We start from the raw sequence: 11,327 nt of genomic DNA on the forward strand, positions 1-11,327 counted from the left end.
CCCCCCCCCCCCCGCCCCCCGCCAACCGAAACCCGCCCCCAAACCACCCCCAGGCGCCCCGATTGAGGTGTGCTGGGCGCCCGAAGGCGCGGTCAGTCGAAGGCGACGATGAGTTCGACCTCGACGGGGGCGTCGAGCGGCAGCACCGCGACGCCGACGGCGGAACGCGCGTGCACGCCGGCGTCGCCGAAGATCTCGCCCAGGACCTCGGACGCGCCGTTGATCACGCCCGGCTGACCGGTGAACGACGGGTCGGAGGAGACGAAGCCGACCACCTTCACCACGCGCGTGACGCGGTCGAGGGAGCCGATGACGCTCTTGACGGCGGCGAGCGCGTTCAGGGCGCAGGTGCGCGCGTAGTCCTTCGCGTCCTCCGGCGGAACCAGGCCGTGCCCCGCGCCGACCTTGCCGGTCGCCGGCAGCGCGCCGGAGACCATCGGCAGCTGGCCGGAGGTGTAGACGTATCCGCCGTCGACCACGGCGGGGGTGTACGCGGCGACCGGCGGGACGACGTCCGGCAGGTCGATCCCGAGCTCGGCGAGACGCGCCTCGATCGCGGCCATCAGGCGTCCTCCCCGTCCAGCAGGGGGCGCTTCAGGTAGGCGACCAGGCCGCCCTCCGGGCCGGTCACGACCTGCACCAGCTCCCAGCCGTCCGAACCCCAGTTGTTCAGGATGGCTGCGGTGTTGTGGATCATGAGAGGAGTCGTAAGGTATTCCCAGCGTGGCATGGCGCTCTTTCCATTCGGGGGGTTTATCAGGTTCATCGCCTACTCTGAATCCTATGTCTGCGAAAAAACCACAGGCTAGAGGTGTGCTCGGTGCGGTCGGCGCGTTCGTCGGCATGAGTGCTGTGGCCGGTCTTCTGGTCACCGCCGCCGTCACCCCCGCCATCGCGGTGACCGGGATGGCGGCCAACAACAGCATCGGCGTGTTCGAGGGCCTCCCCGAATACCTCGAGATCGGTCAGCTCGCCCAGCCGAGCACCGTCTACGCGTCCAACGGCTACCCGCTGGCGACCTTCTACTCGCAGAACCGCCTCCCTGTCGGCTTCGACAAGATGTCCCAGGCGGCGAAGGACGCGGCGATCGCCGGTGAGGACCCGCGCTTCTACTCGCACGGCGGCGTCGACATCCAGGGCACTGTGCGCGGCGTCCTCTCCACCGTCTCCGGCGGCGGCGTCCAGGGCGGTTCCTCGATCACCCAGCAGTACGTGAAGAACGTGCTGCTGCAGAAGTGCGAGGCGATGCCGCAGAAGTCCAAGGACGACAAGGCGGCCTACCAGCAGTGCGTCGTCGACTCCACCGGCGTCTCCCCCGACCGCAAGGTCAAGGAGATGAAGTACGCGATCGGCCTGGAGAAGAAGTACTCCAAGGACGAGATCCTGCAGGGCTACCTCAACATCGCCGGCTTCGGCGGCTCCGTCTACGGCATCGAGTCCGCGGCGAAGTACTACTACAACACGACGGCGGCGGCGCTGACGCCCGCGCAGGCCGCGAGCCTGATCGCGATCGTCAACGAGCCGACCAGTCTGAAGCTCGACGACCCCGAGTCGAAGACCAATGGGGCGGCCAACGGCTACGCCAAGAACAAAGAGCGCCGGGACTACATCCTCGACAAGATGTACCAGTACAAGAAGCTGACCAAGGCGCAGTACGAGACGGCGATCAAGACACCCATCCAGCCGCAGATCACCCCGTCAACGCGCGGCTGCCAGACCGCGGGGGGCGCGGCGTACTTCTGCGACTACGTGCAGAAGATCTTCCTGCAGGACCCCGCCTTCGGCAAGGACAGGGACACCCGCGCCGCGAACCTCAACCGCGGCGGCTTCAAGATCTACACCTCGCTCGACGTGGACCTGCAGAAGGTCGCGGAGGAGACGATGGCATCCTACGTGCCGCAGGTCTACGACTTCGACATCGGCGGTTCGCTCGTCGGTGTCCAGCCCGGTACCGGGCGCGTGCTCTACATGGCGCAGAACAAGGAGTACAGCCAGGACCCCGAGGTCGCGAAGACCAGCCCCAAGTACACCTCGATCAACTATTCGACCGACAGCGATTACGGCGGTTCGAACGGATTCCAGGTCGGATCGACGTACAAGACCTTCACGCTCGCGGAGTGGCTGAAGGAGGGGCATTCCCTCTACGAGACGGTGAACGCGAACGTGCGCACCTACTCGAGCACCGCGTTCAAGGGCTACTGCTACAACAACGGCGAGGGTGGCGCATACGGTCCCGTCGACGCCCGCTGGCCGACCAACGACGGCCCGGGCGAAGAGGGGACGCGCAGCGCCATCGAGGCGACCGCGGCATCGATCAACACCGCGTTCGTGTCGATGGCATCCCAGCTCGACCTGTGCAAGATCCGCGACACCGCCAAGGCGTTCGACGTGCACACGGCGGACGGCAAGGAGCTCGACGCGAACCCCGCGAGCGTCCTCGGCACGAACACCATTTCCCCGCTGACGATGGCGACCGCGTTCGCCGGCATCGCGAACGGCGGCGTCACCTGCACCCCGATCGCCATCGACAAGATCGTCGGCCCCGACGGCAAAGAAGTGAAGCCGCCGGCGTCCAAGTGCTCGCAGTCGGTCGACCCCGGCGTCGCGGCGGGCATGGCATATGCGATGAAGCGTGTCGTGACGGGCGGTACCGCGGCCGGGATGAACACCACCGGCAAGGATATGCTCGCCAAGACCGGAACGACCGACGACAACAAGCAGCTCTGGCTCGTGGCCGCGACCACGAAGGTCGCCGGCGCCTATTGGGTCGGCAACGTCGTAGGCGACCAGGACCTGCGGCGGACGTACCCGACGCACGGGAAGACCCCGGCCCAGGCGCGCACCGCTGTCATGGAACAGATGATGTCGGCCGCCGTCGGCAAGTACGGCGGGGATGACTTCCCCTCACCCGACAGCACGCTCCTGCGCGGCATCCAGGTCACGGTGCCCGACGTGTCCGGCAAGTCGCCGTCGGAGGCGAAGTCGATCCTCACCGGCCTCGGCTTCGATGTGCAGGACGGCCCGCAGGTCGACTCCGCGCAGCCGGCCGGCACCGTCGCGACGACGGACCCGGCGGCGGGCTCGTCGGTGGGCAAGGGCAGCGTCATCACGCTGAACATCAGCAACGGCTCGCAGGTGGTCGTGCCGGACGTGGTGGGCAAGAAGGTGTCCGAGGCCGAGGCCACGCTCACCGGAGCGGGATTCCGCGTCAAGGTGAGCGGTGGAGGCGGCGGCGACGCCATCGTCCAGTCGATGAACCCGCCGGCGAACACGCCGGTGAAGGCGGGCAGCCAGATCACGCTCACCGTCAAGAAGGCTCCGGCGACCTCGACGCCCGAACCGGGCGGCCAGTGAGCCGCGGGTCCGCACTGCGCCCGGTCGGCGTCGCCCTCGCGACGCTCGCCGGCGCGGGCGCGGCCGCGTTCGCGTACGGATCGCTGGTCGAGCGTCGGGCGTTCACGCTGCGCGAGGTGTCCGCGCCGGTGCTTCCGGCAGGGGCACAGCCGATCCGCGTGCTGCACCTGTCCGACCTGCACATGGCGCCCTGGCAGCGCGACAAGCAGGAGTGGGTCAGCTCGCTGGCCCGGCTGCAGCCGGACCTGGTGGTGGACACCGGGGACAACCTGGGTCACGAGGACGGGATCGCGGGCGTCCGTGCCGCGCTCGACGCCTTCCGCGGCATCCCCGGCGTGTTCGTGCACGGCTCGAACGACTACTTCGGACCGCAGCTGAAGAACCCGCTGAAGTACTTCACCGGCCCGTCGAAGCGGAACACGTCGACCGCTCCGCGCCTGGACGACGCGGCGCTGACAGCGTACCTGCGCGACCTCGGCTGGCTGGACCTCAACAACGCGGCCGGCGCGCTGGACATCCGCGGGACGCACCTGGAGCTGTTCGGGGTCAACGATCCGCACATCCGCTACGACCGCGTCGAGGCCATCCCCGGAGCGCTGGACGAGCTGCGCGAGAACGATCCGTACTCGGACGACGCGACCTGGCTGGACGACGAGCCGCGGCCGGAGCGCCCGACCGTGACGATCGGCGTCGTCCACGCCCCTTATCGGCGCGTGCTGGACGCGTTCGTCACCTACGGTGCCGAGATGATCTTCGCCGGCCACACGCACGGCGGCCAGGTCTGCGTGCCCGGGTTCGGAGCCCTGGTGGCGAACTGCGACATCCCGCGCTCGCAGGCGAAGGGGCTGAGCCTGTGGCGTCACGCCTTCCGCTCCGCGTACCTCAACGTCTCGGCGGGACTCGGCACGTCGATCTACGCGCCCGTCCGGTTCGCCTGCCGCCCGGAGGCGACGCTGGTCACCCTGACCGCCTCGGAGTGAGGCGGGTGGTCACGAGCACCCCCGAAGCTCGTGTATTCTTATGGAGGCCTTCGGGCCAACCGGGGTGTGGCGCAGCTTGGTAGCGCGCTTCGTTCGGGACGAAGAGGCCGCAGGTTCAAATCCTGTCACCCCGACGCTTCTCCACATCCGGCACGGGCCCGGCGCGCTCCGCGCGCCGGGCCCTTGCCGTATGTGCAGAAGCTCGCTGGCGACTATCGGGCCCCTGCACGCGAGGGGCCCCGGGCGCCGCCGCGAGCGCAGCGAGCAGCGGCGTCTGGGGGAGCGCGCAGGGCGCACCCCGACACACCGCGAGGCCGTAGAGGACCACCGGCCCTAGGGCCACAGCCGCGCCCCAGGCCCCCTACTTCGCCGAGATCCCCCCGAGCATCCCGGAGATGAACCGCTTCTGCAGCACGAAGTACAGCACCACGATCGGGATGGCGACGATGATCCCCGCGGCGCTGAGCAGCGAGTAATCGGTCAGGTGCTCGCCCTTGAAGAACGCGAGCCCGAGCGGGGCGGTCCTGCGGTCCTCGCTCGTGATCAGGACGAGCGGCATCAGGAACTCGTTCCAGGTCCACATCGCCACCAGCACGCACATCGTCATGATCGGCGCGAGGGACGGCGGGACGATCACCTGCCAGAGCACACGGATGTCGCGGGCGCCGTCGATACGCGCGGCCTCGATGATCTCGCCGGGGAAGGAGCGGAACTGGTTGCGCATCCAGAAGATCGCGAACGCCAGCGACTGGGCCGTCTGCGGCAGGATCAGGCTCTGGTAGGTGTCGGTGAGGCCGACGCTGCGCAGGTTGAAGTACAGCGGGATGATGAACGCCTCTGCCGGCAGCATGAGGCCGGCCAGCATCACGAAGAAGATGATCCCGGAACCGGGGAAGTCCAGGCGGGCGAACGCGAACCCGGCGAGTACCGCGAGCAGCGTCGTGAGCACGACCACGCCGAGCGTCACGACGACGCTCGAGAACATGTAGCTGCCGAAGTGCCCCTCCGACCACGCGGCGCCGAAGTTGCCGAGGTCGATCTTGGTGGGCAGGGCGAGGCCGCCCTCGTTCTCGGACGGCGGCGTCACGGCGGAGAACAGCACGCCGATCAGCGGCACAATGGCGAACAGGCCGAACAGGGTCAGAACGACGTAGTCGACGATCTTCTCGCGTCTGGTCAGTCTCATTGCACGTCCTTCGGCTGGATGCGGCTGATGAGGGCGGTGACGATCATGATGACGACGGTCAGCGCGATGGCGACGGCCGCCGCCGAGCCGACCTGGCCGGTGTTGAACGCGCGGTTGTAGGCCTCGAACGCGGGCACCGTCGTCGAGGTTCCCGGTCCTCCACCCGTCGTCACGTAGACGAGATCGAAGGTCTTCAGCGCGGAGACCACCGTGAGCGTCAGCGCGACCGCGATCTGGCCGCGCAGCGCGGGCAGCGTGATCGAGAAGAACTCGCGCACCGCGCCCGCGCCGTCCAGCCGCGCCGCCTCGAACAGCTCGGGCTGGATGTTGCCGACGCCGGAGAGGAACAGCACCAGGCACAGCCCGATGTTCAGCCAGGTGCCGACGAACCCGATCGCCGGGAGGGCGAAGCTGTAGTCGCCGAGCCAGACCCGGGTGAGCGCATCGAGGCCCAGCAGCCGCAGCGTCTGGTTGATCAGCCCGTCCTGCGAGTAGATCGAGACCCAGATGGTCGCGACGACCACCGAGGCGATGACCTGCGGGAGGAACAGCACGGTGCGGTAGACGCTCATCCCCCGCAGCCGGTTGGCCCGCGAGATCAGCGCGGTCAGGAACAGGGCGAGCAGGATCGGCACCGCGGCGTAGAACAGCATCAGCACCAGCGCGTGGCCGAACGCGTCGCGCAGCTCGGTGTCGGTGAAGACCGAGACGTAGTTGGCGAAGCCGGCCCAGGTGGCGGGCGAGAGGCCGTCCCAGTTGTAGAACGAGTACTGGATGGTCTGGATGAACGGCCAGCCCAGGAAGATCGCGAAGACGACGAACGCGGGCAGCACGTACAGGTAGGCAACCATGCTGCGCCGCCTGCGCCTCCCGCCGCGACCGCCGCGACCGGCACGGCCGGGGCGCTGGGCCCCGGCCGGCCGGGTGGCGGCCGGGGCCGCCTGCTCGTTCGGATGAGCGGTCACGGTCATCCGTTGCTCTTCGTGAACGCCGCGTAGTCGTCCTGCAGCTTCTGACCGAACTGCTCGGGCATCGCCTTCTCGGCGATCAGGTCCTGCGCTGCGGCGGTCAGGGTGTCGTAGAACGTCGGCGTCGCGTAGTCGAGGTAGGGCGTGATGCCGTTGCTCTTCGAGATCGTCATGTAGTTGGAGGTGATGTCACCGGTGACCGTTCCCGTCTCGGGAGTGGAGTCGCTCGGGACGACCGTCGGCAGGTTGCCCGTCTTCACCAGCACCTCGGAGGCGTTCTTGTCGGTGATGAAGTCGATGTAGGCCGCGGCGGCGTTGGCGTTCTTGGTCTTGGACGTGATCGCCCAGGCCAGGCCCTCGCCCCCCATCGTGACCGGGGTGTCCGAGCCGGCGGGCTTCAGCGCGGTGAAGCCGATGTCCTTGGCGGCCGCCGCGTCGGCGAGCGTCGCGAGGTACCAGGTGCCGGTGATGAGGAAGGCGGCGTCGCCCTTGCCGAACGAGGCGACCGCTGCGTCCCGCGAGACGCCGTTGGCGCCGGGCGTGATGTAGCCGGACTTCTGCCAGCCCTGCACGACGCTCGCGGCCTTCACCTCATCGTCGCCCGTCCAGGAGCCGCTGGTGCCCTTGACCAGGTCGTTGACCTTCTGCGATCCGGCGAGCGCCGACAGCGCGAAGCCGTACAGGTGGATGCCGGGGCTTTTCTCGACGTCGCCGTAGCTGAGCGGGAGGGAGCCGGCGGCCTTTACCTTGGCCATGTCGGCGGTCAGCTCGTCGAGCGTGGTCGGCGGCTGGCTGATGCCGGCCTTCTGCAGCACGGCCCGGTTGTAGTAGAGGCCGACGAGCTCGCCGGTCTGGGAGACCCCGTACAGCTTGTCGCCCTGCCAGGTCTTGCCGTCCGAGGAGAACGAGTTCAGCTTGAGCAGGCTCGACGGGTAGTAGTCGTTCCACTTGTACAGGTCGGCGTAGTCGTCGACGGGGCGCAGCAGGCCCGCCTTCACGAACGCGCCCATGTCCGGGTAGCCCTGATTGGCCTGGACGACGTCCGGCGGGTTGTCGCCCGACAGCGCCAGCTTGAGGGTGGTCTTCAGGTCGGAGAACGAGCGGGAGACACGCTTGATCGTGACGTTCGGGTACTTCTTCTCGAACGCGGCGTTCAGCTCCTTCTGCGCGGTGTCGATGCCGCCGTCGGTGTTCTGGTCCCAGACGGTCAGAGTGACCTTACCGGAGCCGATGTCCTTGGAGACCGGGCCGAGGCTCTGCGATGCCGCGGGAGCGGAGCCGCCGGGGGCACAGGCGGTGAGGCCGAGGGCGATCGCCGTCAGGGCTCCGGCGAGCAGGGTCACGGTGCTGGTGCGTTTCTTCATGGGGTGTCCGTTCGGTCGGGGACGGTGGGGTCCGATTCGTTCTGGGTGAGGCCGCGGCGCGTCAGTGCGCCGGTTCGGGTGTGCGGTCGAGGAACGACCAGTCCCCGGAGGGGCGGTGCCGTTCCACGAAGTCGACGAGGTCGTGCGGGCGCGGCGCGCTGGCGGCGCCGCCGAGGCCGGTGACCGAGATGGTCGCGCTGAGCGAGGCGAACCGGAGCCGGGTCCGCAGGTCCCAGCCGCGGGTCGCGGAGGCCATGAAGGTGGCGACGAAGACGTCGCCCGCGCCGGTGGGGTCGACGACGGGGACCTGCACAGCCTCCACTTCGACCACCTCGCCGGACGCGGAGTCGACGGCGACGACCCCGCGCGGGCCGCGCGTCACGACGGCGAGCGGGACCCGCTCGGCGAGGGCCTTGGCCGCGAGGACCGGGTCGTCCGTGCGCGTGTAGCGCATCGCCTCCACGTGGTTGGGGACGAACACGTCCACCTCGGAGAGCCGGTCGAGCACGTCGGACGACCACTCCCCCGTGTGATCCCAGCCGACGCCGCCGACGATCGTGGTGCCAGCCCGGCGCAGCCGCGCGACCCACTCGGGCAGCTCGCGCGCGATCCCGACGTTGGTCGCCCCGATCGGGCCGAGGGACTCCGGCACGTCCTGGTGCCCGAGGTCCTCCTGGTAGGTGATGAAGGAGCGGTCCTCCGGGGTGGTGAGCGAGACGGTCACCGGGCTCTGGTGACCGGGGACGCGCTCCAGCAGCTGGGTGTCCAGCCCCGGCTCCGCGTCCAGAACGCCGTGCAGGTGCTCGCCGAGCGGGTCGTCGCCGAGGCGGGACAGCAGCAGAGTGGAGGCGCCGGCCCTGGCCGCCGCCACCGCACGGTTCGCGACGCCGCCCGCGGTGATGGTGAACGCGTCCGCGTACACCTCGGCGCCCACCTCGGGGACGTCCACACCGGCGAAGACGACATCGCAGAAGATGTCGCCGGCGAACAGGAGCTCTGCTCCCTCGTGCAGCGGTCGTGCGATCACGGGCTCTCCTCTTCATCGCGGAACCGTGGGATGGAATGCTCGAGTTTGCGTGACTCCACGGGGGCACCGCTGATATCTCGCAAGCCTGAGCGCTCAGTGTTTCGATCACATTACCCGCGTGACGCACTTTTGTTAAGTTTGATTGTCTGAACATGTATTCGTGCAGGAGTTTGCGCGAGTTTGCTCATCTGTGGGTAGAGTGTCAGCCATGATCCTCCGCGAGCGGCAGAACCGCATCATGTCCGCGCTGCGCACCGACGGCGCCGCGTCGGTGCGCGATCTCGCCGCCGCGCTCGCGGTCAGCGAGTCCACCATCCGCCGCGATCTCGAGATCCTCGACCGCAACGGCGAGCTGACCCGCACCTACGGCGGCGCGGTGCTCTCTCCCGGCGCGACCGTGGAGGACCACGGCGCCACCGCCGAGGAGGGCGCCTTCGACGACGCGCGCGACATCGACCTGAAGTGGCGGATGGCGCGCGCAGCGGCCGCGATGGTCGCCGACGGCAGCGTCGTCATCCTGGACATCGGCACGACGACCCCCCTGGTCGCACGCCAGCTGCGCGGCCGCGACATCACCGTCATCACCTCCAACCTCGCGGTCTTCGACGAGCTCCGCGACGACGAGGCGGTGCGGCTCGTGCTGCTCGGCGGCGTCGTGCGCCGCAACTACCGCACGCTGGTCGGCTCGCTCGCCGAGCTGGCGCTCAGCCAGGTCAGCGCGGACATCGTCTTCCTGTCCTGCACGGGTGTGCGGGCCAACGGGCACGTCGTCGACAACATGGCCGTCGAGGCGCCCATCAAGCAGTCGATGATCGCCGCCTCCGACCGCGTCGTGCTGCTCGCGTCGGAGGCCAAGTTCCCCGGGAGCGGCGCCCTGCGGCTCTGCTCCCTCACCGACGTCGACGCGCTGGTCACCACCTCCGGCGCCCCCGACGAAACGCTCGCACTGTGCCGGAACGCCGGCGGAGAGGTCACGGTCGTATGAAGCTCTGCATCCTCGGAGGCGGCGGATTCCGCACGCCATACGTCTACCAGGCGCTGCTGCGCGACACCGGTTCCCCACGCGTCGACGAGGTCGCCCTCTACGACGTCGACGAGGCCCGCCTGCACACGATGATGGCGATCCTCACCGAACTGGCCGCCGGCTTCCCGGACGCGCCGAGGCTCGTCCCGACCACCGACCTGCGCCGCGCGGTGGAGGGCAGCGACTTCGTGTTCGCCGCGCTGCGCGTCGGCGGGCTGGAGGGCAGGCGCTGCGACGAGCACGTCGCGCTCGACCTGAACGTGCTCGGCCAGGAGACGACCGGCCCCGGCGGCCTGGCCTACGCCATCCGCACCGTCCCCGTGATGGTCGAGGCGGCGAAGGCGATCAAGGAGCTCGCCCCCGGCGCCTACGTGATGAACTTCACGAACCCGGCCGGCATCATCACCGAGGCGATGCAGTCCGTGCTGGGCGACCGCGTGCTCGGCATCTGCGACACCCCGTCCGGCCTCGGCCGCCGCGTCGCCGGACTGCTCGGGCTCGACCACGAGCGCGTGCAGATGGACTACGTCGGCCTCAACCACCTCGGCTGGATGCGGCGCGTGCTCTACGACGGCCGCGACATCCTCCCCGAGCTGATGGCGGACGACGCGCTGCTCGGCGCGCTCGAGGAGGGCCACGTCTTCGGGACCGACTGGATCCGCACCCTCGGCTCCGTGCCGAACGAGTACCTGTACTACTACTACTTCAACCGCGACGCGGTGCGCGCGATCATCGACTCCGGCAAGACCAGGGGCGACTTCCTCGCCGACTCGCAGAGCGACTTCTACGCCCGCGCCGCATCCGCGGGCTCCGGCGTCGCCGACCTCTGGCGCAGCACGGTCGAGCGCCGCAGCGCGTCCTACATGGCCGAGGCCAAGGGCGGCACCCAGGACGCGCCGACCCACGTCAAGGAGCGCGAGACCGACCCCGCCCACCAGGGCTACGCCGGCGTCGCCCTGGGCGTGATGGCGGCGATCAGCCGCAACGAGCGCCAGACGATGATCCTCAACGTCCGAAACGGGGGCACCATCCACGGTCTGCCGGACGACGCCGTCGTCGAGGTGCCGACCCTGGTGGATGCGAACGGCGTCCACCCGCTCACCACCGCACAGCCGGACCTGCACCAGATCGGGCTGATGTCCCAGGTGAAGGCCGTGGAGCGGCACACCATCGCCGCCGCCCTCACCGGCTCCACGCGCGAGGCGGTCGCCGCCTTCGCGCTGCACCCGCTGGTGGACAGCGTCACGGTCGCCCGCTCGCTGGTCGCGGGCTACATCGACCGCATCCCGGAGGTCGCGGCGGTGCTGACGAAGTAGCAGACGCTACAGAGGGGGGGGGGCGGCCCCGCCGGGGGCCGCGGCGCCCGGGCGGGGGCGGCGCCCCCCTGGCCGCGCGGACGCGCCCCCCGGCCGCCCCCCGAGCCC

At 69.4% G+C, this 11,327-nt stretch carries 10 protein-coding genes and 1 tRNA gene; 5 read left to right on the forward strand and 6 right to left on the reverse strand.

Translation table 11 applies throughout. The annotated features are described in order from the left end of the window. Positions 1–92: 92 nt before the first annotated feature. A complete protein-coding gene (locus tag ACTHMF_RS07135; protein WP_314149782.1) occupies positions 93–563 on the reverse strand; it encodes a RidA family protein in 471 nt (156 codons plus the stop codon). Continuing rightward, on the reverse strand, positions 563–697 hold the full coding sequence (locus ACTHMF_RS07140) for a hypothetical protein (protein ID WP_314149783.1): 135 nt from the start codon (positions 695–697) through the stop codon (positions 563–565). The genes ACTHMF_RS07135 and ACTHMF_RS07140 overlap by 1 nt, the downstream gene beginning before the upstream one ends. Positions 698–813: 116 nt before the next feature. On the opposite strand from ACTHMF_RS07140, the gene ACTHMF_RS07145 reads away from it, so the two are divergent. The 3 genes from ACTHMF_RS07145 to ACTHMF_RS07155 all read left to right on the forward strand — a co-directional run bounded on the left by ACTHMF_RS07145 (position 814) and on the right by ACTHMF_RS07155 (position 4,468). Continuing rightward, the gene (locus ACTHMF_RS07145; protein ID WP_440316869.1) at positions 814–3,354 is read left to right on the forward strand and encodes a transglycosylase domain-containing protein; all 2,541 of its coding nucleotides are present in this window, start codon (positions 814–816) and stop codon (positions 3,352–3,354) included. Beyond that, on the forward strand, positions 3,351–4,334 hold the full coding sequence (locus tag ACTHMF_RS07150) for a metallophosphoesterase (protein ID WP_440316870.1): 984 nt from the start codon (positions 3,351–3,353) through the stop codon (positions 4,332–4,334). Before ACTHMF_RS07145 ends, ACTHMF_RS07150 begins: the two co-directional genes overlap by 4 nt. A gap of 60 nt (positions 4,335–4,394) precedes the next feature. Beyond that, positions 4,395–4,468 (forward strand) — tRNA-Pro (locus ACTHMF_RS07155). 227 nt (positions 4,469–4,695) lie between these two features. On the opposite strand, the gene ACTHMF_RS07160 is transcribed toward ACTHMF_RS07155, so the two are convergent. The 4 genes from ACTHMF_RS07160 to ACTHMF_RS07175 form a co-directional block, all read right to left on the reverse strand. Then, positions 4,696–5,520 carry a carbohydrate ABC transporter permease gene (locus ACTHMF_RS07160; protein ID WP_440316871.1) on the reverse strand — a complete coding sequence of 275 codons (825 nt, stop codon included), beginning with the start codon at positions 5,518–5,520 and terminating at the stop codon, positions 4,696–4,698. Next, entirely contained in the window at positions 5,517–6,491 is a 975-nt protein-coding gene (locus ACTHMF_RS07165) for a carbohydrate ABC transporter permease (protein WP_314148275.1), read from the reverse strand. The genes ACTHMF_RS07160 and ACTHMF_RS07165 overlap by 4 nt, the downstream gene beginning before the upstream one ends. Next, positions 6,488–7,852, reverse strand: coding sequence for an extracellular solute-binding protein (locus ACTHMF_RS07170; protein ID WP_440316873.1), 1,365 nt, complete (start codon positions 7,850–7,852; stop codon positions 6,488–6,490). The genes ACTHMF_RS07165 and ACTHMF_RS07170 overlap by 4 nt, the downstream gene beginning before the upstream one ends. Before the next feature lie 61 nt (positions 7,853–7,913). Next, positions 7,914–8,879, reverse strand: a complete 966-nt coding sequence (locus ACTHMF_RS07175; RefSeq protein WP_440316874.1) for a carbohydrate kinase family protein — start codon at positions 8,877–8,879, stop codon at positions 7,914–7,916. Positions 8,880–9,087: 208 nt separating this feature from the next. Between ACTHMF_RS07175 and ACTHMF_RS07180 the strand changes: the two genes are divergently transcribed. Beyond that, entirely contained in the window at positions 9,088–9,864 is a 777-nt protein-coding gene (locus ACTHMF_RS07180) for a DeoR/GlpR family DNA-binding transcription regulator (protein WP_314148278.1), read from the forward strand. Continuing rightward, positions 9,861–11,219: a 6-phospho-beta-glucosidase gene (locus ACTHMF_RS07185; RefSeq protein WP_440316875.1), complete on the forward strand. Its 1,359-nt coding sequence runs from the start codon at positions 9,861–9,863 to the stop codon at positions 11,217–11,219. Before ACTHMF_RS07180 ends, ACTHMF_RS07185 begins: the two co-directional genes overlap by 4 nt. Positions 11,220–11,327 lie beyond the last annotated feature (108 nt).

The sequence above is a fragment of the Leifsonia sp. genome, from assembly GCF_051955155.1.
GTDB lineage: Bacteria > Actinomycetota > Actinomycetes > Actinomycetales > Microbacteriaceae > Leifsonia.

Excerpts from the sequence above, each read along its gene's own strand:
- ACTHMF_RS07180 (WP_314148278.1), top strand. The coding sequence starts at position 9,088 with ATGATCCTCCGCGAGCGGCAGAACCGCATCATGTCCGCGCTGCGCACC.
- ACTHMF_RS07165 (WP_314148275.1), bottom strand. The coding sequence starts at position 6,491 with ATGACCGTGACCGCTCATCCGAACGAGCAGGCGGCCCCGGCCGCCACC.
- ACTHMF_RS07135 (WP_314149782.1), bottom strand. The coding sequence starts at position 563 with ATGGCCGCGATCGAGGCGCGTCTCGCCGAGCTCGGGATCGACCTGCCG.
- ACTHMF_RS07170 (WP_440316873.1), bottom strand. The coding sequence starts at position 7,852 with ATGAAGAAACGCACCAGCACCGTGACCCTGCTCGCCGGAGCCCTGACG.
- ACTHMF_RS07160 (WP_440316871.1), bottom strand. The coding sequence starts at position 5,520 with ATGAGACTGACCAGACGCGAGAAGATCGTCGACTACGTCGTTCTGACC.
- ACTHMF_RS07185 (WP_440316875.1), top strand. The coding sequence starts at position 9,861 with ATGAAGCTCTGCATCCTCGGAGGCGGCGGATTCCGCACGCCATACGTC.
- ACTHMF_RS07140 (WP_314149783.1), bottom strand. The coding sequence starts at position 697 with ATGATCCACAACACCGCAGCCATCCTGAACAACTGGGGTTCGGACGGC.